This window comes from Chryseobacterium sp. FH2 (assembly GCF_001045455.1).
Classification (GTDB): Bacteria; Bacteroidota; Bacteroidia; order Flavobacteriales; family Weeksellaceae; genus Chryseobacterium.
Window position 1 is genome coordinate 104,733 of sequence record NZ_LFNE01000006.1, and the last position, 26,301, is coordinate 131,033.

Annotated in this window: 22 protein-coding genes; 17 read left to right on the forward strand and 5 right to left on the reverse strand. The window is 33.3% G+C overall.

Annotation, left to right across the window (positions count from 1 at the left end; all coding sequences use genetic code 11):
* Positions 1-47: 47 nt before the first annotated feature.
* From ACM39_RS11110 to ACM39_RS11125, 4 genes are all read right to left on the reverse strand, one after another.
* The gene (locus tag ACM39_RS11110; protein WP_048511115.1) at positions 48-254 is read right to left on the reverse strand and encodes a hypothetical protein; all 207 of its coding nucleotides are present in this window, start codon (positions 252-254) and stop codon (positions 48-50) included.
* Positions 255-508: 254 nt separating this feature from the next.
* Positions 509-2,167 (reverse strand): ribonucleoside-diphosphate reductase subunit alpha, encoded by a 1,659-nt coding sequence (locus tag ACM39_RS11115; RefSeq protein ID WP_048511116.1) that lies wholly within the window; start codon positions 2,165-2,167, stop codon positions 509-511.
* A 54-nt stretch (positions 2,168-2,221) separates the two neighbouring features.
* The gene (locus ACM39_RS11120) at positions 2,222-2,509 is read right to left on the reverse strand and encodes a hypothetical protein (protein WP_048511117.1); all 288 of its coding nucleotides are present in this window, start codon (positions 2,507-2,509) and stop codon (positions 2,222-2,224) included.
* Between the two features lie 167 nt (positions 2,510-2,676).
* The gene (locus ACM39_RS11125) at positions 2,677-3,651 is read right to left on the reverse strand and encodes a ribonucleotide-diphosphate reductase subunit beta (RefSeq protein ID WP_048511118.1); all 975 of its coding nucleotides are present in this window, start codon (positions 3,649-3,651) and stop codon (positions 2,677-2,679) included.
* Positions 3,652-4,078: 427 nt separating this feature from the next.
* On the opposite strand from ACM39_RS11125, the gene ACM39_RS11130 reads away from it, so the two are divergent.
* The 5 genes from ACM39_RS11130 (at position 4,079) to bla (ending at position 9,976) form a co-directional block, all read left to right on the forward strand.
* Positions 4,079-4,768 (forward strand): ABC transporter ATP-binding protein, encoded by a 690-nt coding sequence (locus ACM39_RS11130; protein ID WP_048511119.1) that lies wholly within the window; start codon positions 4,079-4,081, stop codon positions 4,766-4,768.
* Positions 4,769-4,857: 89 nt separating this feature from the next.
* On the forward strand, positions 4,858-6,087 hold the full coding sequence (locus tag ACM39_RS11135) for an ABC transporter permease (RefSeq protein ID WP_048511120.1): 1,230 nt from the start codon (positions 4,858-4,860) through the stop codon (positions 6,085-6,087).
* A gap of 92 nt (positions 6,088-6,179) precedes the next feature.
* Entirely contained in the window at positions 6,180-7,451 is a 1,272-nt protein-coding gene (locus tag ACM39_RS11140) for an ABC transporter permease (protein ID WP_048511121.1), read from the forward strand.
* A gap of 96 nt (positions 7,452-7,547) precedes the next feature.
* Positions 7,548-8,744, forward strand: coding sequence for an efflux RND transporter periplasmic adaptor subunit (locus ACM39_RS11145; RefSeq protein ID WP_048511122.1), 1,197 nt, complete (start codon positions 7,548-7,550; stop codon positions 8,742-8,744).
* A 476-nt stretch (positions 8,745-9,220) separates the two neighbouring features.
* A complete protein-coding gene (bla, locus tag ACM39_RS11150) occupies positions 9,221-9,976 on the forward strand; it encodes a subclass B1 metallo-beta-lactamase (protein ID WP_048511123.1) in 756 nt (251 codons plus the stop codon).
* On the opposite strand, the gene ACM39_RS11155 is transcribed toward bla, so the two are convergent.
* Positions 9,977-10,351 carry a Fur family transcriptional regulator gene (locus ACM39_RS11155; RefSeq protein ID WP_048511124.1) on the reverse strand — a complete coding sequence of 125 codons (375 nt, stop codon included), beginning with the start codon at positions 10,349-10,351 and terminating at the stop codon, positions 9,977-9,979.
* Between the two features lie 89 nt (positions 10,352-10,440).
* On the opposite strand from ACM39_RS11155, the gene ACM39_RS11160 reads away from it, so the two are divergent.
* The 12 genes from ACM39_RS11160 to ACM39_RS11215 all read left to right on the forward strand — a co-directional run bounded on the left by ACM39_RS11160 (position 10,441) and on the right by ACM39_RS11215 (position 26,293).
* Positions 10,441-11,340: an NAD(P)/FAD-dependent oxidoreductase gene (locus ACM39_RS11160; protein ID WP_048511125.1), complete on the forward strand. Its 900-nt coding sequence runs from the start codon at positions 10,441-10,443 to the stop codon at positions 11,338-11,340.
* A 153-nt stretch (positions 11,341-11,493) separates the two neighbouring features.
* The gene (gene glyA, locus ACM39_RS11165) at positions 11,494-12,759 is read left to right on the forward strand and encodes a serine hydroxymethyltransferase (RefSeq protein ID WP_048511126.1); all 1,266 of its coding nucleotides are present in this window, start codon (positions 11,494-11,496) and stop codon (positions 12,757-12,759) included.
* A 58-nt stretch (positions 12,760-12,817) separates the two neighbouring features.
* The gene (locus ACM39_RS11170; protein ID WP_082140572.1) at positions 12,818-13,276 is read left to right on the forward strand and encodes a regulatory protein RecX; all 459 of its coding nucleotides are present in this window, start codon (positions 12,818-12,820) and stop codon (positions 13,274-13,276) included.
* Positions 13,277-13,305: 29 nt separating this feature from the next.
* The gene (locus ACM39_RS11175; RefSeq protein ID WP_316932891.1) at positions 13,306-14,436 is read left to right on the forward strand and encodes a DegT/DnrJ/EryC1/StrS family aminotransferase; all 1,131 of its coding nucleotides are present in this window, start codon (positions 13,306-13,308) and stop codon (positions 14,434-14,436) included.
* Positions 14,437-14,558: 122 nt separating this feature from the next.
* Positions 14,559-16,487, forward strand: a complete 1,929-nt coding sequence (locus ACM39_RS11180) for a polysaccharide biosynthesis protein (protein ID WP_048511127.1) — start codon at positions 14,559-14,561, stop codon at positions 16,485-16,487.
* 36 nt (positions 16,488-16,523) lie between these two features.
* A complete protein-coding gene (locus ACM39_RS11185) occupies positions 16,524-17,342 on the forward strand; it encodes a polysaccharide biosynthesis/export family protein (protein ID WP_048511128.1) in 819 nt (272 codons plus the stop codon).
* A 55-nt stretch (positions 17,343-17,397) separates the two neighbouring features.
* Positions 17,398-18,690: a nucleotide sugar dehydrogenase gene (locus ACM39_RS11190; RefSeq protein WP_048511129.1), complete on the forward strand. Its 1,293-nt coding sequence runs from the start codon at positions 17,398-17,400 to the stop codon at positions 18,688-18,690.
* A 63-nt stretch (positions 18,691-18,753) separates the two neighbouring features.
* Positions 18,754-21,120 (forward strand): GumC family protein, encoded by a 2,367-nt coding sequence (locus ACM39_RS11195; RefSeq protein WP_048511130.1) that lies wholly within the window; start codon positions 18,754-18,756, stop codon positions 21,118-21,120.
* Between the two features lie 152 nt (positions 21,121-21,272).
* Positions 21,273-22,565: an oligosaccharide flippase family protein gene (locus ACM39_RS11200; RefSeq protein WP_165585114.1), complete on the forward strand. Its 1,293-nt coding sequence runs from the start codon at positions 21,273-21,275 to the stop codon at positions 22,563-22,565.
* Positions 22,566-22,567: 2 nt separating this feature from the next.
* Positions 22,568-23,728 carry a non-hydrolyzing UDP-N-acetylglucosamine 2-epimerase gene (gene wecB, locus ACM39_RS11205; RefSeq protein WP_048511132.1) on the forward strand — a complete coding sequence of 387 codons (1,161 nt, stop codon included), beginning with the start codon at positions 22,568-22,570 and terminating at the stop codon, positions 23,726-23,728.
* Between the two features lie 92 nt (positions 23,729-23,820).
* A complete protein-coding gene (locus ACM39_RS11210; RefSeq protein WP_131701448.1) occupies positions 23,821-25,083 on the forward strand; it encodes a hypothetical protein in 1,263 nt (420 codons plus the stop codon).
* An 88-nt stretch (positions 25,084-25,171) separates the two neighbouring features.
* Positions 25,172-26,293, forward strand: coding sequence for a glycosyltransferase family 1 protein (locus tag ACM39_RS11215; protein WP_048511134.1), 1,122 nt, complete (start codon positions 25,172-25,174; stop codon positions 26,291-26,293).
* The last annotated feature ends 8 nt before the right edge of the window (positions 26,294-26,301 follow it).

Consider the following 26,301-nt stretch of genomic DNA (forward strand, 5'->3'; position numbering starts at 1 on the left):
CTATTAAGCATATATATCATGTGTTTAATAAGTATTTGGATTGTAATTTATAGTGATTTCCCAGACCTTGTTGTTGTGTGATTACCTGAACTGTTTGTGATAATATTCAAAAGGTTTGTTTGCGTAACAACTGAAGTTTCTTCTCCAGTGTTTTTTAATGTTTCTGAACCTGTTTTTGTTCTTAAATAGGTATTTGTGTTTGTAAAGGACGGCATCAATAAAAAAATATTATTGGTGCTTACTATTTTTCTCATAAAAGCGTGTGTTTGAAATAATTTTTTACAAATATATTAATTTTTTATAAAAAATTTTCATTGAGAATCAGTAATATAACATTGTTATGCCGCTATTTAGAGGATGGAAGTTAAATATTTTCAGTATTAATGAATAATTGATGAAAAATAAACGTTTATGATTAATAAATTAAATTTTTTTTATTTTTTTAGTATAAAAAAAACACGCTAAAAAGCGTGCTTTGATGAATATGCTGATATTTATTATTTGAATCTTATGCTTCGCAAGCAGAGCAGGTAACGAAATTTACCATCATCTCTTTTGAAACAGAAGAACTTCTTTGATAATAAAGTGTTTTTACGCCTTTTTTCCATGCTTCAATATAAAGATAGTTTACATCTTTTACTGGCATTGTTGATGGAATCTGTAGGTTTAAAGATTGTGCCTGATCAATATATTGCTGTCTTTGTGCAGCCTGAGAAATAATTTCCATCGGAGAAATTTCCTTGAAAGTTTTGAATACTGCTTTTTCTTCGTCAGTTAATTCTTTCAAATGCTGTACAGAACCATGATTCAGCATAATTGTTCTCCATGTTTCTTCATTATCAAGACCTTTTTCTTCCAATAATTTTGCTAAATACTTGTTTTTACGCATAAAGTTTCCTTTTGCTAAACCGGCTTTGTAATAATTGGAAGCGAATGGCTCAATTCCGGGAGACGTTTGTCCTAAAATTGCTGAACTTGAAGTCGTAGGAGCGATGGCCATCGTTGTGGTATTTCTTAATCCGTAACCTTTTAATAATTCCGGTTCTCCGTAGATATTTGCCAATTCTCTTGACGCCTGATCTGCCTGTTCTTTGATACGTCTGAAAGCTCTTGCATTAAACTGAGTTGCCTCAAAACTTTCAAACGGAATCATATTTTTCTGTAAATAAGAGTGATATCCTAAAACTCCCAATCCAAGTGCTCTGTGGCGCATTGCGAAGTTTCTGGCTCCCTGTAGATAATAGTTTCCTTCCGTTTTTTCGATGAATTCTGATAAAACAGCATCTAAAAAGTAGATAGCTAATTTTACAGCATCTGTATCTTTCCATTCATCATACAATTCCAAGTTCATTGATGACAAACAGCAGATGAAAGACTCTTCTCTTGTGGAAGGAAGCATGATTTCAGAACATAGGTTACTTGCATTTACTGTAAGTCCTAAATCTTTGTAAACCTGTGGTTTATTTCTATTCACGTTATCTGTAAAGAAAATGTATGGAAGACCTTTTTGCTGACGGCTTTCTAAAACTCTTGCCCAGATTTTACGTTTTTCCATATCACCATCAATCATGTCCTGCATCCAGTAGTCAGGAACACAAATTCCTGTAAATAAGTTCTGGATTGGGCTTCCGATATCTTTGATTGATAAAAACTCTTCAATATCTCCGTGGTCAATATCAAGATAAGCCGCAAAAGCACCTCTTCTTACACCACCTTGAGAAACTACGTCCATCGCAGTATCAAATAGCTTCATGAAAGAAACTGCTCCTGAAGATTTACCGTTGTCTGTCACCGCAGTACCTCTGTTGCGAAGTTCCCCGAAATATCCTGAAGTTCCCCCTCCGATTTTTGTCTGCATAATCACTTCACCCATTTTGTGGGTAATGCCCTCAATGCTGTCCGGAATGTGAACATTGAAGCAAGAAATTGGAAGACCTCTTTGTGTTCCCATATTTGCCCAAACAGGAGAAGAGAAACTGATCCAGCCTTTTGTGATCATTTCCTTGAAAGCAGGTTGAAGTTCCGGTTTGTATAATCTTCTTGCCGCTGCGGTAGTGATTCTGTCGATAGCGCCGTCTACAGTTTCACCTTTTAGCAAATAGCCTCTGTTTAGCATTTGCTCAGACTCTTCATTGAGCCACCATATATTAGAATTTTGTTCTTCCATAGTTGTTGTATATTTTCGAATTCCGGAGCATTTTATGCTTTAGAATTTTGTTGTTTAAATTGATTGTAAAATTTCTACTTTGTGGGAACCATTCAATCCGCTTTCATCTCTTAATCTTTGAAATTCTTTAAAAGATGGAACATTTAAAACTTCATGCTGCACCTCTTCATTGATGTAATTTGAATAATGTAAAAACGTAATGCCGTCTTCTTTCAGATAGACTTTGTACTCGAAAGTGGTATGGTCTAATTGTTTGAAATCATCCAAAAACTTTTGAATATTCGCTTTGTTTTCTGAAACGAATTCCGGTTTTACGGTGTAAGTTACAATTACATTGATCATATTTTGTGTTTGATGTTATTATCAAAACGTGTTGTCGTTCTGAGGAACAAAGAATCTTGATTAAGTAAAAAATAGATTCTTTATTACGTCTGTTTCAATCAGAATGACAAAAACGCTAATACTATCTGTTTTGACGCTCGCTCCGCTCGCGCTTTACCAATCAAAATTTAGAAAAGATCGTTTGCGGTAATACTCTTATCGTGTTTTGTATAATCTACCGGTCTTTTAGCAAAGAAGTCATCCATAGAATTAGCAAAAACTTCCTCTTCGAACCACATCATCGGTCTGTATTGTTCAGGGGAGACGTTGTAACGGGTATTCATGTTGATTTTCTTTAAACTGTCATCAACACGGTATTTCATAAAGTTCAATAAATCTTCTTTTGAGAAAACATTTAGCTCACCCAATTCGAAAATCCAGTCAAGAATTTCACTTTCCAATTCGATTGACTGGTCTACCAAAGTATAAATATCTTCGATATCGGAATCCGTTAATAAATCAGGTTGTTCCTCACGAATTTTGTTGATTAAATAAATTCCGCCGTTTGCATGAATTTGTTCATCAATGGAAGTCCAAGCGATGATATTGGAAACATTTTTCATGAATCCTTTAAATCTTGTGAAAGAAAGGATAATTGCAAACTGAGAGAAAAGCGATACGTTTTCAATCAGAATACTGAATAATAAAAGAGAAGAAACATATTCTTTTGGTGTTGTAGAATTAGCATGTTTCAAAACGTTTGATAAAAAGTCGATTCTCTTTTTGATAGCAGGAATTTCTACTACGCTTGTAAATTCTTCATTATATCCTAATACTTCCAATAAACGGGAATATGCTTCAGAATGACGGAATTCGCATTCTGCAAAAGTAGCTCCAAGACCATTCAGCTCAGGTTTTGGCATGTGGTGATATAGGTTTCCCCAGAATGTCTTTACAGACACCTCGATCTGTGCAATTGCTAAAAGTGCATTTTTCACAGCATGTTTTTCGTGCGGCTCTAACTGCGAATGAAAATCCTGAACATCTGCAGTAAAGTCCACTTCCGAATGCACCCAAAACGATTTATTGATAGCTTCTACAAACTGAAGAACTTCAGGGTATTCAAATGGCTTATAACTTACTCTTTTATCAAAAATTCCCATATTAAAATGTCTTTAAAATTAAAATAATTAGATCACTGTGGATAATATTCAAAAAACATATAACATATTGATTTGTTGAAACTTAAATTATAAAGTTTTTCACAGAAGAATTGTTTTTGTTTCTTGTGTAGTGCGAAGCACAAAGGTCGAAAAAAAGAACTGTATTTAAAAGGGCTAAAGACTAATTGGCTGAATTTTAACGGTAAAAGTTTTCCACATTTACATGAAACTGCCACAGATATTGGCTTATATACAATAATTATCAACAAATAAACGAAATTGTAAAGTTACAATTAAACACTTGTTTCTAAAATACTGTAAACAAAGGTGTTTTTTATTAAACAATAAAATTTTATTGAAAAATTTTATTCTTGTAACAAATCGAAAGTATCATCTACTTATTAGCTATAAAAACATACATCACTTAATGTTAGTAATTCACGATCTACATAAATCATACGATACGGGTAAAAGTAAGTTGCACGTTCTCAAGGGTATTAATCTTAATATTTCTGAAGGCGAGTTTGTTTCTATTATGGGGAGTTCGGGCTCCGGGAAATCTACACTCCTTAATATTATAGGTATTCTGGACGAAAAGGATTCCGGAACGTATGAGTTAGACGGAGTTCCCATTGAGCATTTATCTGAGATAAAAGCTGCGGAATACAGAAGTAAGTTTTTGGGTTTTATTTTCCAGTCTTTTAATCTGATCGGATATAAAACAGCTTTGGATAATGTAGCACTTCCTTTATATTATCAAAATGTTCCGAGAAAAGAACGCAATCAAAGAGCAATGGAATATTTGGAGAAAGTAGGTCTTGCACAATGGGCGAATCACCTTCCGAATGAACTTTCCGGGGGACAGAAGCAAAGAGTGGCTATTGCAAGAGCTTTGATTACAGATCCTAAAGTTGTTTTGGCAGATGAGCCAACAGGAGCATTAGACTCTAAAACAACACATGATATTATGAAGCTTCTTCAGGATATCAATAACGAAGGAAAGACAATCATTGTTGTAACCCATGAGCCCGACGTTGCCGCACAGACAAAGAGAAATGTTATTTTGCGCGACGGAATCATCGAAAGTGATGAGTTTATAAAACAGATTGTTTTGTAAAGTGTGAAATGAAATTTGATAATGATATAATTTGAAAATTTAGAGAATTTGAATCTTTTAATTTTTCAATCTTTTAAATATTGATAAAAATGTTTGACCTAGATCGTTGGCAGGAAATATTCAGCTCTATTCGCAGTAATGTATTGCGGACGGTACTTTCCGGCTTTACTGTGGCTTTGGGATTATTTATTTTCATTGTCCTTTTCGGAATAGGGAAGGGTTTGCAAAATGCATTTACAGAAGGTTTTACCAGAGACGCACAAAACCTGATTTCCATTTTTACAGGAAAAACTACGATTGCATATAATGGTTTGCAGTCTGACCGGCAGGTGACGATGAATAATGATGATTATGACTTCTTGGTAAATTCAGATAAAGAAAAAGTGGGCTATGCTACCCCCAGATATCAAACGAGTTTGTTGGTGAAATATGGTAAAGAAAGTGGAACTTATCAGATAAACGGCGCGGATCCTCAGGAAAAGTTTATTGAAAACCGAAAACTTCTCGATGGGCGTTACCTTACTCCTGGAGATTTGGATAGAAAGCAAAATGTGGCAGTTATCGGGAGAATGGTTCAGCGGGATTTGATTAAAAACGGAAGTCCTGTTGGAAAAGAATTGGATATCAATGGAACGATATTTAAAGTTGTCGGGGTGTTTTCTGATGACGGGGGTGACTGGGACGAAAGGCATATTACCGTTCCTATTACTACTTTGCAGCAGATGAAAAAAGGTTCTGATACGGTAAGTACAGTGTATATTGCTTATAATGATAAACTGACTCCGCAGGAAGCGATTAAATATGGAGATGAATTAAAAAGTAAACTAAAATCGAGAAAGAATGTCTCTCCTGATGACGAAAACGGGGTAAGAATCTGGAATAATGCCAAAAATATGAACGATACTTTTATGTTTATGGCGGTACTTACGGCAATTGTCGGGTTTATCGGAATGGGAACTTTGCTTGCTGGAATTATCGGGATCAGCAACATTATGGTGTATATCGTGAAAGAAAGAACGAAAGAAATCGGAGTGAGAAAAGCAATTGGTGCCAAACCAAGAAGTATTGTTGCTCTGATTGTTCAGGAAAGTGTCGTAATTACGGTCGTTTCAGGATTTGTAGGGGTAGGATTGGGAGTTTTGGCTTTAAATTTAATAGGAGACAGCTTGGAAGAATTTTTCATCAAAAACCCAAGCGTGGGATGGGGAACTATTTTTTCAGCGTTTATCGCTTTGGTTTTTTCAGGGTTGATTGCGGGTTTTGTTCCTGCATACAGAGCATCGAGAATTAAACCAATCGAAGCATTGAGAACGGAATAAATTTTAAAAAGCTGGGAAAATAAGTAAATAAAAACGGCTTAATGATTTTATAAAACCCGTAACTCATAATTTTTAACTTATAACTCAAAAAGGTGAACATTATATTTAAAAAAGACACTTGGCAGGAGATTTATTATTCATTGAGGAATAATAAACTCCGAACATTCCTTACCATGATTGGGGTAGGATGGGGTATGTTTTTATATGTAAGTCTTCTTGGTGCTGCAAAAGGAATGGAGAACGGTTTTGATAAGTTGTTTTCAGGTTTTGCCACCAATTCTATTTTCCTTTGGGCACAAAATACATCAATTCCTTATGAAGGATTTCCTAAAGGAAGACAGGTGCATCTGAATTTACCTGATATGGAAATGCTGAAGAGGAAAATACCGGAAATAGATTATATTTCTCCACAAAATGCAAGAGGAAGCTTTACAGGAACACCCGGTGAATCTATGTCAAGAAATGGTAAAAACGGGACGTATTCTCTTACGGGCGATTATCCTGTCGGAAATAAAATTTCAGAGAAAAAATTAATTTTCGGCAGATATATTAATGATGCTGATGTTTCAGGAAACAAAAATGTTGCAGTAATCGGTGAGGAAGTTTATAAAAACTTTTTTGATTCAAAAAAACAGGAAAATCCGCTTGGAAAATCTATTAATGTAAAAGGAATTTTCTTTAATGTAATTGGAGTTTTCAGAGTAAAAAAAGGCGGTGGTTTTGAAAATGACCAAACTATTTTTATTCCGCTTTCCACCTATACAAAAATGTATAATGCAGGAGATCAGATTGATATGTTTGCAATTGTAAGTAAGCCGAATGCGAATGTAAATGTTGTGGAAGAGAGGGTAAAACAGGTATTAAAATCAAAAAACAAAGTTTCACCGGAAGATACAAATGCTTTTGGTAGCTTCAATTTAGGTAAGGAATTTAAAAAACTGACAGGTTTCCTTACGGGAATGCAGCTTTTAACAATCATTGTAGGAACGCTTACGATTCTTGCAGGAGTAATCGCCATTTCTAATATTCTATTGATTACAGTAAAGGAAAGAACGAAAGAAATAGGTATCAGAAGAGCTTTGGGAGCAAAACCATCTGAAGTAAGAAATCAAATTTTGTTAGAAAGTGTAGTTATTACACTCTCTTCGGGATTGCTCGGATTCATTTCAGGAATTTTTGTTTTAATGATTTTAAATATGTTGACACAGAATCAGGATGCATTTCCATTCTATAATCCAACAGTAAATTACGGAAATGTTTTTGCTGCAATGGGAGTTATGGTGCTTTTAGGATTAATCATCGGGATGATTCCTGCGCAAAGGGCGGTAAAAATCAGGCCTATTGAAGCATTGAGAACGGAATAAAGTTTTGAATTATAAATTATAAGCGTTGAATTTTTAGGAAGAAGTATTTCTAAATCTCTGAATATTTAATTTTAAAGTAAAAAATAAACTATACATATGAAAAAGAAATTCACTTGGAAAAAAGCCATTTATATTTTGCTGGGGCTTTTATTTGCAGTGGCGTTGTTCTCCGGAATCGGATATCTTATAAAATCAAACTCCAAACAGGGGGAGGCTTTCCTTACCAGAAAACCAACCATTCAGAATATGGATGATAAGGTGATGGCTACGGGAAAAATTGTACCAAAAGAAGAAATTGAGATCAAACCAAATATCGCGGGAATTATTGATAAAATTTTAGTGGATGAAGGAGATAGAGTAACTGCCGGACAGTTAATCGCAACCGTAAGAATTGTCCCTAATCTTGCAGAAGTAAACAGCGCTCAACAAAATGTTGATAACCAACAGCTTCAAATCAGCAACGCAAAACTGAATGTTGAAAATATGCGTAAGCAGTTTGAAATGCAGGATAAACTGTACAAACAGGGAGTTGCTTCAAAGCAGGAATTCCTGAACGCCCAACAGCAGTTGTATTCTACGCAGCAGGCTTTAAAAAATGCTCAGCAGCAATTGATCACTGCTCAAAAAACGTTACAAATTGCAAAAACAGGTTCAACTCCTGAATTGCAGGGTTTGGCAACGACTCAGATCCGGTCTAAAGCTTCCGGAACAGTACTTGAAGTTCCTGTAAAAGTAGGAAGCCAGGTTATTGAGGCAAATTCATTCAATGCAGGGACCACAATCTGTTCAATTGCAGATCTTAATTCTTTAATTTTCCAGGGGGAAATCGATGAAGCTCAAGCCGGAAAACTGAAACAGGGAATGGGGATGAATATTGTAATCGGTGCTCTTCAGAATAAGACTTTTCCCGGAAAACTGACAATGATAGCTCCAAAAGGAAAAGATACCAACGGGACGATAAAATTTCCTGTAGAAGGTGATGTAAACAATCCGAATAACGAGTACATCAGAGCCGGTTTCTCTGCAAACGGAGAAATTGTTTTGAGCTCTCAGAAAAATGCTTTGTTATTGGATGAATCATTGATTCAGTATGAAAAAAATAAAGGGAAAGATGTTCCTTTTGTTGAGGTAAAACAACCGGATGGAAAATTCAAGAAAGTGTATGTAAAACTGGGAGCAAGTGATGGAATCAACGTTCAGGTCCTTTCAGGATTGACAAAAGATTCTGAGGTAAAAGTCTGGAACCCTTCCGATAAAGATAAAGAAGAGCTGAAAGAAAAGACCAAGAAATAATAAACTAGCACTATAAATTGTAAGTGTAAATCCTGAGGAGTTTTCTCAGGATTTTTTATTTTATGTCATTGCGAGGAACGAAGCGCCGAAGCAATCTCCAAAAAAATGATAAATTTGATTTTTAGAACCTGAAACCATACGCAAGAGAAACATACCAATCTCATTATGCTTGTTTTAAGTACAGAAAATCATGTAAACAAGCTGAGCCAGATGATATTAGGACGGGATTGGATATATTCTTCAAAATCAAAATGATTATAAAAATTATTTGGTAAATATTTTAGAAAAATATAAAGGTATTTTTATCAAAGTAAAAATGATCTGAATATTTAGATAGAATTGAAAGTGTGAATTACTGGACAGGAATAGTTTCAAGAATAAAAGCAAAAATAGGAATTAACACTTAATTAACTTTCACCGATAATTATCAATGGTAAGAAATTTTCTATTTTAGTTAAAATGAAAATGTCTAATTTATGAAGCCAACATCAAGAAATCTGGTTCTTTTTTTAGCGTTAATTGTGTTTAGTTTAAATTTCCAAAAAGTTTTACCTGATAAGGGAAAAGTAGTATATAAGACAGATAATTTAGTTATCGTTCAGCTGTCAAAAAATGTTTATCAGCATATTTCATTTTTAAATACTGATTCATTCGGTAGAGTTGAGTGCAATGGAATGATAGCGAAAGACGGAAATGAAACTATTATTTTTGATACTCCGACAGATGATAAAAGCTCTGAAGAATTGATTGCGTGGGTTAAAAATAGTTTACATGAAACCATCAATGCCGTTGTTGCTACCCATTTTCATGAAGACTGTGTAGGGGGGCTGAAAGAATTTGATAAAAATAATATCCCTTCATACTCAAATAATAAAACCATTGAATTTGCCAGAGAGAAGGGTTTTAATATCCCTGCACATGGTTTTGATAATGAATTAACCTTAAATGTGGGTAATCAAAAAGTATATGCTAAATTTTTTGGCGAAGGTCACACCAAAGATAATATTGTTGGTTACTATCCAAAGGAAAATGCCATGTTTGGCGGTTGTCTGATTAAGGAAGTTGATGCCACAAAAGGATATCTCGGTGATGCCAATGTTGAAGCTTGGCCGGTGACGGTTGAAAAAGTAAAGAAATCTTACCCGAACGTGAAAATAATCATTCCGGGACACGGGGAAATAGGTGGCAAAGAATTATTGGATTATACTATTAAATTATTTAAAAACAATTAGCTAAGAGCATTCTGCACAATGTCCGGAAATAAATCCGTTAAAATTGACCGACTTGTATCCTTCAGGTAATTTTAAGTGCAGTTCATTAGGAAGGCATTCTATTTTTCCACATATTAAGCATTTGAAATGAAAATGGTTATGTTTATGTTTTTTTTCGGAACACTTAATGCAAAAGGCGAAGTAATATTTCCCGTCATCACCCAGAATCTTGTGCACGATGCCATCTTCACAAAAACTGTTTAAAACCCTGTAAATCGTAGCCCTATCTACAGCTTTTCCCAATTCCTTCTGTAAAATATCCTGACTGACAGCTGATTTTGAATTCTTTAGTGAATCCAGAATCAGCTGTTTCGTTATGGTATTTCTCTTTGCCATGCCACAAAGATAAAATTATTATTGCGATTTGGTCGCATTAATAGAAATTTATTTTAACTTTGGAATAAATAAGCAACTAAATCTCAACAATGGAAAATAATTTCGACGTAATCATAATAGGAGGGAGCTATGCAGGACTTTCGGCGGGGATGTCTTTAGGCAGATCTTTAAGAAATGTTTTAATGATAGACAGTGGAAAGCCATGTAACAGGCAAACCCCTTATTCGCATAATTTTTTGACACATGACGGAAGAACTCCGGAGGAAATAAGCACAATTGCGAAAGCACAGGTACAAAAATATAATACCGTAAAATTTCATGACGAAGTAGTCGTAAAAACAGCTAAAAATTCTGACGGTTTTGAAGTTGAAACAATATCCGGTAAAAAATTTTATGCTGAAAAATTGGTTCTCGCTTCAGGAGTTAGAGATGTAATGCCCAATATTCAGGGATTTGCGGAATGTTGGGGTATTTCTGTTTTACATTGCCCATATTGTCACGGCTATGAGGTAAAAAATACATTGACAGGAATTTTATCTAATGGTGATATCGCGTTTGATTTTTCAAAAATAGTTTTCAATTTGACAAAAGACTTAATATTATTTACCAATGGAAAATCAACTTTAAATGCCGAACAGGTTGAAAAATTGAATAAAAATAAAATTCATGTAATTGAAGATGAGATTGTAAAGTTAGAACATGAAAACGGACAGATTCAAAAGATAATTTTAAAAAACGGAAGTGAAGTTCCGTTAAAAGCTTTATATGCCAAAATTCCTTTTGAGCAGAACGTGGATGTTGAAAATTTAGGACTGGAGCTTACTGATCACGGTTTCATTAAGATTGATTCTATGCATAAAGCGAATATTCACGGTGTCTTTGCCTGTGGAGATAATGTCACGATGATGAGGTCAGTTGCCAATGCAATCGCGCAGGGAAATTTTACAGGAGCTATTGTGAATAAAGAACTTTCTGAAGAAAGATTTTAGAAAGCATTTTGATAAAACCATAAGAGGGTAGAATTGCTGATTTGCTTTTTTAATTTACTGATTTGGAGTTTCACCTTTTTACCGTTTGAGGATTTCACCTTTGACGGAAATTCCGTACATTTGGGCTGATAAATTTCAAAAACTAAAAGTAAAATGGACATTATTTTCGACCTGATTGAAAAAGAAAGACAAAGACAATCTCATGGATTAGAGCTTATTGCGTCAGAAAATTTCGTTTCTGAAAACGTAATGAAAGCAATGGGAAGTGTGTTGACAAACAAATATGCTGAAGGATATCCCGGAAAAAGATATTACGGAGGTTGTGAAGTAGTAGATGAGGTTGAAACGTTAGCTATTAACAGAGCAAAAGAGCTTTTTGGAGTTGATTATGTAAATGTTCAGCCACATTCTGGTTCTCAGGCAAATGCGGCAATTTACTTGGCGGTTTTGAAACCCGGAGACAAAATTATGGGGATGGATCTTTCGATGGGAGGTCACCTTACTCACGGTTCTGCAGTAAACTTTTCAGGAATTCAGTATAATGTAGTTTCTTATGGAGTGCAGCAGGAAACCGGCCTTATTGATTATGATCAGATGAGAGAAGTAGCGTTGAGAGAAAAACCAAAAATGCTTATCGCTGGTTTCTCGGCGTATTCAAGGGATTTGGATTATGCTAAGTTCAGAGAGGTTGCAGATGAAATTGGGGCTACGCTTTGGGCAGATATTGCCCATCCTGCAGGTCTTGTTGCAAAAGGGTTATTAAACTCACCATTCGAGCACTGCCACGTTGTAACCACTACCACTCACAAGACATTAAGAGGTCCGAGAGGGGGTATGATTATGATGGGAAAAGATTTCGAAAATACTTATGGTCACAAAACACCAAAAGGTGAAACGAAAATGATGAGCCAGGTTCTTGACGGAGCTGTTTTCCCGGGAATTCAGGGTGGTCCGCTAGAGCATGTTATAGCTGGTAAAGCTGTTGCTTTTGGTGAAGCTTTGGATACTCATTTTGAAGTATATGCCAAACAGGTGAAATCTAACGCCCAAGCATTGTCAAAAGCAATGATTGACAGAGGATTTGATATTGTAAGCGGAGGTACAGACAATCACCTTATGCTTGTTGACCTTAGAAATAAAAATGTAAACGGTAAAGAAACTGAAAAGGCTTTAGTTCTTGCTGATATTACTTGTAATAAAAATATGGTTCCTTTTGATGATAAATCACCTTTCACAACTTCTGGTATCAGGCTGGGAACTGCTGCGATCACAACAAGGGGATTAAAAGAAAATGATATGGATACCATTGCTGGATTAATTTCGGATGTTGTTGATAATATCAAAAATGAGGAAGTTATCACTTCTGTAAGAAAGAAAGTTAATGAATTAATGGAAGGTAAAGCGCTATTCAATTATTAATAATTTACCTAAATCAAAATATAAAGAATGGGCTTGTGCTCATTCTTTTTTTATAATTATGGAAAAGAAATCTTTCACTTTTGATGAGATAAAACTAAAACTGGTTAACTATTGTGTTTATCAGGATCGTTGTCATTATGAAGTTGAGCAGAAAATGAAGGAGTTTTTATTAATTGATGAGGCTAAAGAGGATATTATGCTCTATCTTTTAAAGGAAAACTATTTAAATGAAGAAAGATTCACCAGAAGTTATATAAGAGGAAAATTTTATATAAAACATTGGGGGAAGAATAAAATCAAAATAAATTTGAAACAAAAACAAGTTCCGGAAAAGCTTATAAATTCTTGTTTTAATGAAATTGATGAAGAAGATTACGAAAAAATTATCAAAAAAATCTATGAAGATTACTATTCAAAACAAAAAGGAATAAAAGAATATCAGCGTAAATCTAAAACGATAAAATATTTAATGAGCCGCGGTTTTGAATATGAGAAAATAAATGATATTTTTGATTAGATATAAATAAAACAGCAAACACATAAAGATTGAAAAAACAGAAAATTTGGCTTTCACCTCCTCATATGGGCGGAAATGAGCTTAAGTATATACAAAATGCATTTGATACCAACTGGATTTCCCAATATGGCCATAATATAGATGAATTTGAAAAAAAACTTGAAAATTATTTAGGAAAAGACTTACAGGTTGCTGCTTTATCGTCCGGGACTGCGGCTATTCATTTAGCATTGAGGATGTTGGGTGTTGGTAAAGATGATTTTGTAATTTGCCAGTCTTTTACTTTTGTGGCAACAGCCAATCCCATTCTTTATCAGAAAGCGATTCCTGTTTTTGTTGATAGTGAGAGCTTAACGTGGAATTTATGTCCGAACGCTCTGGAAGATGCTGTTAAATATTGTTTAAGCCAAGGTAGGAAACCTAAGGCTATTATTGCTGTTTCTTTGTATGGAATGCCTTTTATGGTTGATGAGATTCTTGAAATTGCCAGGAAATATGAAATTCCTATCGTTGAAGATAGTGCGGAAGCTTTAGGAAGTAAGTATAAAAATGAATTTTGCGGAACTTTTGGAAACTTATCAATTATAAGTTTTAACGGGAATAAAATAATTACGACTTCGGGAGGAGGAGTTTTAGTCTTAAATAGCAAAGCAGATAAAAAAAGAGCAATTTATTTGGCTACTCAGGCTAAAGAAGATAAGATTTATTATAGCCATTCTGAAATAGGGTATAACTATAGGATGAGTAATATTTCCGCAGGAATCGGGAGAGGGCAAATGGAAATTTTAGAAGAAAGGGTAAAACAGAGAAGGGAAAATCATGATTTTTATCAAAAATCAATTGCTGAAGTTCATAATATCCAGCTTTTTTCTGAACCTAATGAAAATTTTTATTCAAATTATTGGTTGAATACTATTTTAGTGAATGAAAACGTTTTTCCTATAGAAAGAATTAAAAATTTGTTTTCTGAAAGCAATATAGAAACCAGGTACTTATGGAAACCTATGCATCTGCAGCCTTTGTATAAAGGATATGTGTTTTTTGGAAATAACCTTTCTGGTACAATTTTTGAAAGCGGTTTATGTTTGCCGTCGGGAAGTAATTTAACTAACAATTGTAAGAGTAGAATTAGTGAGATCTTTCATAAACTTAAAGTTTAAATTTATTTTTTAAATTTAAAGTATAGATGAAATTTTATTTTAATTTTGCATGATACATCACTTTTTTTGTCAATTGATGAATTTTTATACCTTAATTAATAATATGAACACAAATAAAGACAATGTATAATTCTCTGAGAAAAAAAATATTTGCAGGGGATAACGTTGTCAACCTATCAGACGTAAGATATCTTCCTAGATGGATAATACTTGTAATAGATATTATTATCTTGGTTATATCCCTATTTTTTTCAACGTACATCATAGAAAAAATTACACAGAGAGAATTTATTTATCATGATGATAAAAGTCTAGTGTTTGCATTTATCATTTTGATAAATGCCCTGTTCATGTACATCTTCAAGACCTATGCCGGAATTATAAGACATTCTACTTTTATAGATTTGTTTAAGCTTTTAATGGCATGTTTCTGTACTATGTTTGTTGTAGCAACAGGAAATATAGTTTATTTCTGGATGAGCGGAGAAAAGTTTATTCTTACCCCCTATCTGGTATTGTATTTTATTATTTCCTTTATGGGATTATTTCTTTTCAGATTATATGTTAAGGAATTTTTTCATATCGTAAGAGAATACAGAAGAAGTACGTTGAAAAAAAGGATTTTGGTTTTAGGAATTGACGAGCAGTCTATTGCTATTGCAAGAGCTATTTTGGATAATCCCAGTTTGCCTTATCAGGTTGTAGGTTTCCTTACCCAAAGAACAGATTCCAAAAGGGCATCATTACTTGGGAAGCCTATTTTCGGAAAAGAAAAAATTGAAAAGAATTCTAAAGAAGAACTTGTTATAGATGGAGTTTTAATTGTAAAAGAAATGATGTCTAAAGATGAAATGAATTCTTGGGTGAATTTATTTCTGGAAAAGGATTTGCACATTTTTAAAGCTCCGTCGGTACAAAAGCTAAGAGACAGCGATTTAGGAGGATCAATCAGAAATCTTCAGATTGAAGACCTGCTTAATAGAAAACCTATCAAAATAGAAAATGAAGATATAAAAAGCCGGCATTTCAACAAAAATATATTAGTAACGGGCGGCGCTGGCTCTATCGGAAGTGAAATTGTAAGACAAGTTGCTCAATTTAATCCCTCCCTTATCGTTGTCTTAGACCAGGCCGAAACTCCGTTGTATGATATTGAATTGGAAATGAAAGATAAGTTTCCTCACATTAGGTTTAAGTTTGTATTGGCGGATGTTTCTAACAAACATAGAATTGAACCGTTATTTCAAATGTATAATTTTTCAATGGTTTATCATGCTGCAGCTTATAAGCATGTACCTTTAGTGGAAGAAAACCCCCACGAAGCAATTCTGGTAAACGTATTAGGCTCAAAAAATATCGCTACATTATCCAGTCAATATAATGTTAATAGATTTGTGATGATTTCTACTGACAAAGCTGTAAATCCCACCAACGTAATGGGAGCTTCTAAGAGAGCAGCCGAATTGTTTGTACAATCATTGCAGGATGTGGAAGGAAATACTACTAAGTTTATCACAACAAGATTTGGGAATGTTTTAGGCTCAAACGGTTCAGTGATACCACATTTTAAAAAACAAATTGAAGCAGGAGGACCTGTGACAATCACACATCCTGAAATTGTAAGATATTTTATGACCATCCCTGAAGCTTGTGAATTGGTTTTACAGGCGGGAACAATGGGAAAAGGAGGTGAAATTTTCGTTTTTGATATGGGAGAGCCTGTCAAAATTCTGGATTTGGCAAAAAGAATGATTAAATTATCAGGCTTCGAACCTAATATTGATATTAAAATCATTTACACAGGGCTAAGACCGGGTGAAAAATTATATGAAGAACTATTAAGTGATAATGCCAAAACACTTCCTACTCACAACGAAAAAATTATGATTTCCAAAGATCCATCAGCAGGGTTTGATGAGATTAATAACCTAATTAATATAGTAACCAAAGCTTCTATCAGAAGAGATAAAGTGGAAGTTGTGAAAATTTTAAAAACAATTGTGCCGGAATTTAGGAGTAATAATTCTGTCTACGAGGCACTAGACAAATAGTAAAATATAAATGTATATTTGTACAATTTTAAATCTATGAAGGGTAAATTTTTAACTATATTTTGTGCATTAGTGTTGGTTTCTTGTAAAGTTAACCAGAATGCTAAGAACGATTTGAACTATATGCAGAATATTGAGCAGATTGCTGTAGATAATTCCTTGAGAAATTCTAGATCTGCAATCCAGCCTGGAGATCAGCTGGTTATCCTCATAACAGCAAAAGATATGGATGTTGTAAAGCCATTCAATCAAAATTATTCGTCATCAGAGATGATACAAAGTAATATTACTGCTGGTGGAAACACACCAAACCAAGGTATGACTTCGATAGTGGGACCTACCTACATTGTAGATTCAAATGGGAATATTGATTTTCCAATTTTAGGTAGTATCAATACAAACGGTAAAACCTTAGTTGAATTAAAGGAGGAGATGAAAGAGAAAATGCAGCAATATGTAATTAATCCAACTGTAAATATTAGACTTGCAAATTTTAAAGTTACAGTTTTAGGTGAGGTGAACAGACAGGGTGATTACACTATTTCAAATGGGCAGGGAACTATTTTAAATGCTTTGGGAATGGCTGGTGACCTAACAATGTATGGCAAAAGAGAAGATGTCTTAGTTATCAGAACGGAAAATGGAATTGTTTCACATGGAAAAGTAAATTTACAAGATGCTAACCTTATAAACTCTCCTTATTATAATCTGAAACAAGGAGATGCAATTATTGTATCTACAAATAATACAAAAGATATACAAGCAAAACAGCATCCTAATACCGGAATATATCTGACTGCAGCATCTATTGCAATAACCGCAGCCGCAGTGATAGTAAGTTTAATCAGAAAATAGGGTACTAATATGAAACTCTTGCCAAAGTTGAAATCAGTAATATCAATAAAAGAGAATGAAGTTTTATAAAATAGCAATCATAGGTCAGGGATATGTAGGTCTTCCATTGGCACTCGAATTTGCGAAACAATATTCTGTATTGGGGTTTGATATTAATTCAGAAAGAATTAAACAGCTCAATGAGGGTTATGACATTACCCGTGAAGCGGATAATGGGAAGCTTGCTGAGAGTTTGGAAATTTATAAGACATCACAGGGAAAAAAAGGTTATAAAGCAACAAATGATTTGACGGAAATTTCTACTTCAAACATTTTTATTGTAACGGTACCTACGCCTATTGATCAATATAATGCACCGGACTTGAGGCCATTACTCTCTGCATCAAAAATGCTGGGGGAAATTATTAAAAAAGACGATATCATCATATATGAATCTACTGTTTATCCAGGCTGTACAGAAGAAGAATGTGTTCCGATACTAGAAAAATATTCTAATCTAAAATTCAATAAAGATTTTTTTATAGGTTATTCCCCGGAGAGAATAAATCCTGGAGACAAAATTCATACATTAACGTCTGTTATGAAGGTAACTTCCGGCTCTACTCCTGAAATTGCTATAGAAGTTGATAATTTATATAAAAAAATAATTACTGCCGGGACTCATCTTGCTCCGAATATTAAAGTAGCAGAAGCTTCGAAAGCAATAGAAAATGCACAGAGAGATGTCAATATTTCATTTGTAAATGAATTGGCGTTAATATTTGATAAAATCGGAATTGATACTACCGATGTATTGGAAGCAGCAGGCACAAAATACAATTTTTTAAAATATAAACCGGGATTAGTAGGTGGTCATTGTATTTCTGTTGATCCTTATTATCTTGCGCATAAGGCAGAGTATCTGGGATATCATCCGGATGTGATTTTATCGGGTCGCAGAGTTAATGATTCGATTGCTAAATTTATTGCTTCCAAAGTGGTAAAATTATTAATTGCAAAAGGCGGAATTATAAAAAATTCTAAAGCTCTTATCTTGGGTGTGACTTTTAAAGAAAATTGCCCGGATATCAGAAATACAAAAGTTTTTGATATATATAAAGAACTTCTTGATTATGGTATTCATGTAGAACTCTATGATCCGTGGGCAAATAGTAATGAAGTAAAAGAAGAATATGGTATTAATTTACTGAATAACTTAAATAACAATACTAAATATGATTCAATTATTATTGCTGTTTCCCATAAAGAATTTCTTACAATAAACCTGGAAGATTTAAGGAATGACAACACAGTAGTGTTTGATACCAAATCATGTTTAGATAGAAATATGGTGGATGCCAGATTATAAATTAATATAAATCTGTTTTTACATTAATTGTCATTTTCAAACTACAATACAATATTATTTTAAATGAATAATTCAACAATAGACGAATCATCAACTAAAGAAATACATATTCAGGAAATTATTAAACCTTATCTTAGAAATTGGATATGGTTTATTATTATCCCTATTCTTACACTTTTTTTTACTTATTTATATTTAAAATATGTTACTCCGGTTTATAATATAAAATCATCCGTACTTATTAAAGATGCCAAAAGTACACCTTCGGTAGGAGGAGAATTTGCCGCTTTACAAGATTTATCCGGATTTGGAGGAATGGGTACTAACAGCATTGAAAATGAAATTGAAATTTTCAAATCTAAAAAACTTATCCAGGATGTTGTAAAAACTTTAAATCTACAAACTTCTATTTTTGCTAAGCAAGGGGTAACATTAAAAGAACTGTATACTGATACGTCACCTTTTAACATTAAAGTAGTTAATGAAAAACCATTTGTACAGTTACCCAATAAACCTATCCATATCAAGCTTTCACAAAATACTTTTACAATAAGTTCAGAGGAATTGGCAAAGGATATTACTGCAACATATGGAAAAACAATAAGTTTACCTTATGCAAATATTATCATATTAAAGAATAAAAATTTTAATAGAATCAAAGCGGGTAATCTGGAAGATTTTTCTTTTACATATTCTACTAAGGAAGGGACTGTAAATGCATTACAAAAAATACTAAATGTAAGTTTAGTTAATAAGGATGCAACAGTTATTGGTTTATCGTTAAATTATGAAAATACAGATAAAGCTAAAGATATTCTTGATAATCTGGTAAAAGTCTACAATAATGAAGCAATTAAAGATAAAAATTCAGAATCAGAAATTACACGTGAGTTTATTGATGAGAGAATAAATATAATTGCTAATGATTTAGGAGAAGTTGAAAACCGTAAAGAACGTTTTAAAAGCTCGAATCAGATCACTGATCTTGCTACTGAGGCTAAAATTGGTCTAGAAAGTTCTGCAGAAGCACGTGCAAAACAAATCGAGGTAGATTCTCAATTGGATCTTACCAATGCGTTAATAGGATTTATGTCTAAGCAGGGGAACGGGCAGGTGCTTCCCACAAATGTTGGGCTTCAGAGTTCTGAAGCGTCAAGCAGCATTTCTGCATACAATCAGTTGGTGATTGAGCGTAATAGACTGTTGGAAAATGCAACGCCTCAGAATCCTTTAATTATTGATCTCAACAACCAGATTTCGGCTATGCGCTCTTCCGTTGTTGAGAGTCTTAATAAAAACAGAACGGGGCTTCAATTTGCTAAAAATCAATATCTTGCAGAACAAAATAAAGTTTCTTCACGAATACTGAAAATTCCAAGCCAAGAGAAAATCTTTAGAGATATAGAAAGACAGCAACAGATTAAAGAAAGTCTGTACCTGCTATTGTTACAGAAAAGAGAAGAAACCGCTATTTCACTAGCAGTAACCGCAGATAAAGCCAGAATAGTTGATTACGCGTATGCTTCTCCAAAGCCGGTGGCTCCCAAAAAAATGATGTTTTACCTGAGTGCACTTATATGTGGTCTGCTCTTGCCGTTTGTAATTATTTATCTTAAAGAATTATTAAATAATAAAGTTAAGACAAAACATGATCTTGAAATATTAGCAGGTGATAAACCAGTCATTGGGGAAATTCCAAGATTAGTAAAAGGACAGCCTGAACTAATACAAGTCAATGACTTGTCACCAATGGCAGAAGCATTCAGAATATTGATTACGAATATGAATTTTATGCTTCCGAAAAAGAAAGCAAAAGTAGTATTTGTTACGTCAACAGTAAAAGGTGAAGGAAAGACTTTTGTATCTGTTAATTTAGCACTTGCCATGGCAACAACGAGTAAAAAAGTAATTATTATTGGATCCGATATTAGAAACCCGCAATTGCAGAGATATAATCCGGCGAGAAAAGGTTTAACAGGACTTACTGAATTCCTCTATGATAACCAGACTAAAATACAGGATATTGTTCATGCTTCTACATTTAATCCACACTTAGATGTGATTTATTCAGGAAGTATTCCGCCAAATCCAACTGAACTGTTAACAAACGGGCGTTATGAAATATTATTGGAACAATTAAAAAACCAATACGATTATATTATTTTGGATACAGCTCCATTGATGCTGGTAACAGATACATTCCTATTTGCTGAAATGGCTGATGCTACACTGTATGTGACACGTTCTCAATACACGGAAAAAACGCTGATCGATTTCGCTAATAGTAATATAGAAAGTGGTAAAATTAAAAATGTTGGATTTGTCTTAAATGATGTGGACAGGGATTATTTTGGATATGGCAATAAATATGGCTATGGATATGCAGCAGAGGAAAAAAGCTGGTTTGATAGAATAAGGGATAGATTTTAAACATAATATTTACAAAATCTAAGACATAAGGAATAGAACTGAATGATATATTATTTTTATTATTGTCTAAGGAGCTATCATTAAATAATTTATGTTATAAATGCTTAAGCACGAAAATATAAAGCAAAAAAATTGCTAAATAAATAAACACATTGAAGAATAAAATAAATAGTATCCTAGTTTTACCGCATGTTCAGAGGTTTATTAAGAGTGCTTCCTGGTCTTTAATAGGAACGGTATCTGGAAAGCTACTGATGCTAGTTGCTTTTATAATTGTTGCCAGAATTATTGGAAAAGAGGAATATGGCAAAATAGGAGTGTTACGTTCTACAATTACTATGTTTATGGTATTTTCCAGTATGGGAATGGGACTTACGGCGGCACGGTATGTTGCATATTACAGAAATACCAATAAGAAAAAGGCTTATCAGGTTCATAAAGCATCTAATCAGATTGCATTAATTTTTGGATTAATTATATCTGCTGCTATATTTATTTTCAACAGCCAGATTTCAAAATACTCTTTTGGAACTCCGGAATTATCATTTTCTTTAAAACTCAGTATTATTGCATTGTTCTTCAGTACGCTTGCCAGTGCGCAGAGCGGAACCTTAACTGGTTTTGAAGATTTTAAAAGATTAGGTATTAATAATTTAATTTATGGAATAGGACAATTTTTATTTATAATATTGGGAGCCCTTTTTTGGGGAGCAAACGGGGTAATTATTTCTTTAGGAATTTCTGCCGGTTTATTTGTCATTCTTAATCAAATCTCAATCAACAGACATTTTGGTTCTACGTTTCAAAGTATTAAAGCTTTTACCCCGGAAATAAAAAGTATTTTTATCAAATTCTCTTTTCCGGCAATGTTGTCAACTTTTGTTGCAATGCCCGCAATTTGGTTAGGGAAAGCTTTATTAGTAAGGACTAACGGGTTTTCGGAAATGGCTATCTTTGATGTTTCAGAACAATGGTATTTGATGGTGTTATTTATTCCAAACTCAATTGGAGCAATCATTCTGCCTATGCTTTCAAATAGCTTATCAGAAGAATCAGGAATGCAATATAATAAATTATTAAAACTGAACCTTTTAGTAAATTGTGCTATAGTAACAATTTTGACATTGGTTATAATATTTTTAGCACCTTTTATCCTTAAATTATATGGAAGTAATTTCACCAGTTATCTACCCTTAAGAATTTTGTTGCTCGCAGCGATATTACAAACAATTAATAGTGTATTAGGACAGGTTATTGCAAGCAAAGCCAAAATGTGGCTTGGTTTCGCTGTCAATTTATTTTGGGGAATCAGTTTTCTTATAATAACTTATATATTTGTAGAATATTTACATTTAGGTGCTTTGGGATTGAGTTATGCATTTTTGTTAAGCTATCTTTTACATTCAATTTTACAAGGATTTATAACCTTTAAAATTACAATTTAATTATGAAAAAAGTTCTTATAGTATTTGGTACTCGTCCGGAAGCAATAAAAATGGCACCGTTGGTAAATAAATTTCAACAATACGTTGATACCTTTGAAACCTCTGTTTGTGTTACAGGCCAACATAGGGAGATGCTTGATCAGGTTTTAAGATTATTCGAAATTATACCGGATTTTGATTTGGATATTATGAAAGAAGGGCAGGATTTGTATGATGTTACATCCACAGTACTCACCAAAATGCGGGATATACTTCATACTGTCAAACCTGATTTGGTTCTTGTACATGGAGACACAACCACTTCTACGGCTGTAGCATTGGCTGCATTCTACCAAAAAATACCTGTTGCGCATATTGAAGCGGGTTTGAGAACCCATAATATATATAGTCCTTGGCCTGAAGAAATCAATCGCCAAATAACCGGGCGAATTGCTGCATATCACTTTGCTCCAACTCAGCTTAGCCGTCAAAATTTACTGGATGAGAATGTACCGGATAATAATATAGTTGTCACAGGCAATACTGTTATAGATGCACTACAGTGGGTTGTTGAAAAAATAGAAGGAAACAATCAACTGTCAACAGAAATTGGAGAGATGTTAAATAATTTTGGCTATGATTATTTACGTTTAAATAATGATAAACGTTTAGTTCTGATAACCGGTCATCGACGTGAAAATTTCGGAGAAGGATTTATAAATATATGTAAAGCATTAAAGGCTTTAGCTAATTTGTATCCTTCAGTAGATTTTATATATCCGATGCATCTAAATCCTAATGTCAGAAAACCTATAAATGATATTTTTGGAGATGGGAAGCCCGACAATATCTTTTTCATTGAGCCTTTAGACTATTTACCTTTTATTTTTTTGATGAAGAAAAGTTATTTAGTGCTCACCGACAGTGGGGGAATACAGGAAGAAGCACCCGGATTAGGAAAACCAGTTTTGGTTATGCGTGATAATACTGAGCGTCCAGAAGCTGTAGAAGCTGGTACAGTGCAGCTTGTTGGGACGGAGTATGATAAAATTATTGCAGGAGTTTCTTTATTGTTAGATGACGAGAATCACTACAATTCTATGTCAAAAGCAAATAACCCTTATGGAGACGGTGAATCCAGTGATAGAATATTAGAATTTCTTATTAAAAAACTAAACAATTAATAATGACATTTGCAGGATATTTTGCAATATTTTTTTTATTGGCGATAATTTTTAACAAAGGATTTAAATCTATTATAGATCCGTTGTTTTATATGAACGTTATATTTTTATTTTTTTTCGGAATCAAACAGGATTTGGAACTTAGTGAGACTTCAGAATTATTATTGTTGTTGTCATTTATTATTTTTGTCTCAACAGCATATATAACTCGTAAGATGAGGCATAAAACGATTCTTGGTTTTATTAACAATAAAAATGCAGTTTTCCATAAATTTTCCATAAAACCACTAAAAACAAAGCAGCAGCTTTACCTTTTTTTAGTAGTTCTACTATATGTTATTCTGGATTTTTCATTTAATACATGGCTGTATGGCTCTTTTGACAAGGCTGTCACCCGATTTTATTATAGGCAACCTGAAAGAGAGGATATTCCGTCATTTTTAACTATTATTCTCTTTTCATTATATTCCTTGTCATCTTTGATAATATTTGTATTAAGCTATAATAATGCAAGATTCAAAACAAATTCTCTATACCTTAATCTCAGTTTTTTTGCTTTAGCACTTGCTGCTTTTCCTAGGGGAACAAGAGGAGCCATTATTTCATTATTAATCATTATCATATTAGCCAATATAATTGTAAGTATTAAAAATAATAAGTTTATTATTAAAAGCTTATTTTTCAATATAAAACTTCTATTTCCTGCATGTATTGTTCTATTATCTTTTTTAGCTTTATCATCTATCAGAAATAAAGAAATTGATAATTTAGAGATGCTTCAGAATACAATTGCTGAAATGGATTTTTCGCAGTCACAGAAGGAATATAATTCTACAGAAGGAGATTTGCTGCTAATCGATTACAATAAATGTATTGAAACCTTTGGCTCATCAGTTGATTTTTTACCTCTTGATTATACTTTAAGGGCTGTTTTATTTAACCCGATTCCAAGAAGTTTGTGGAAAAATAAACCTGTTGGTTTTGGAGTAGCATTAACAGAAATCAAATTTGGAGGACAAAATTTTGATTATGAACATTTGGCTGAATATAAATGGTCAAATGCAGCCGGAATTGCGGGAGAAGGATGGGCAAATGAAGGTATTTTTGGTCTGATATTATATTCACTTTTAATGGGATTATATGCGGGAATTCTCATAAAAGTAGTAGATGTTTTTTTATTATCTGATAATTATGTATCACTTTTAATAGCACTGTTATGCTTCCTTGCATCCTTACTTACCGTTAGAGGAGATATTCTGTCTGGTATTACCCAAGGATTTTATCCTATACTTTTTTTCATCATGATATTATTTATAGTCCAGCCATTCGTACGGTATAAATTTAGAATTAGATAAATGCTATAATTTTGGTTACTACACAAATGGCTGGAGAAATTTAGCAAGCAATATTTCAGGCAGAAACAAATGATAAAAAAGATTAGATATGAAAAAAGTTTTAATAATTCACAAAAATACTATTGAAAAAGAACCGCCAACACAAATGGTAATTCAGCATTTACTGGACTTAGGTATTTCTGTTAAACTGATAACGTTAGGTGTAAATGACTATTGGAAGAAAAATTTTGAAAGTAAAGGTGTTGAGTTTAGAGATTTGGGATTAGGCTCTTTTGTAGACTTAAATAAAAGATCATTTTCAAAAAAAATAAGAACATGGCTGAAATATAGGAAAGACGTTTTAAAAGAATTGTCTCAGCCTGAGAACCAAAACAGTATTATCTGGTTTGTAGATGCAGACAGTATTGCTCCCTTATTGTTCAGCAATATTTTTAACAAGATAGACTATGTAATGCATATTTTGGAAATGTATGATCATTCGTCCTTTTATAAATATGTTTTAAATAAATATATAAATAAGTCTAAAAGGTTGATCGTTTGTGAAGAAAACAGAGCTGCTATTTTTAATCTGTGGTTTAAGCCCAAAAAATATCCGGTTGTGTTACCTAACAAACCTTATAAATTATTAGATGATACAGTATCACACCAGTTTTTAAAGGAAAATTATCCTGATTTTTATGATAATTTGACAAAAAATAACAGTAAGATAATATTGTATCAAGGTTTAATTGCTCCGGAAAGAGATTTGTCGTTTATTTTAAAAGCTATTAATGAATTAGGCGAAGATTTTATACCGGTGATTATGGGCAGAGACTTTGGTATGCTGGAGCATTACCAGGAAATATGCCCGCGTCTGGTACATATTTCTTATATACCTTCGCCACAGCATTTGTACATAACATCACTGGCAAGAATTGGGATTTTGATATACGATCCCATATCATTAAATCAAATTTTCTGTGCACCAAATAAAATTTTTGAATATGCAGGATATGGCGTACCTATGATTGGTAATAATATACCGGGATTATCCATACCTTTTCAGAAGTTTGGCTGTGGAAAAGTTTTCGGTACTAATGATACCACAGAGATAAAAGAAATAATATTGGAAATTGATAGAAATTTCGAACAATTTTCACAAAATTCTCAAATATTATTTGATGCTGTAGACAATAAAACAGTTATCAAAAAGATTCTGGAAGAGTTTTAATACTTTTA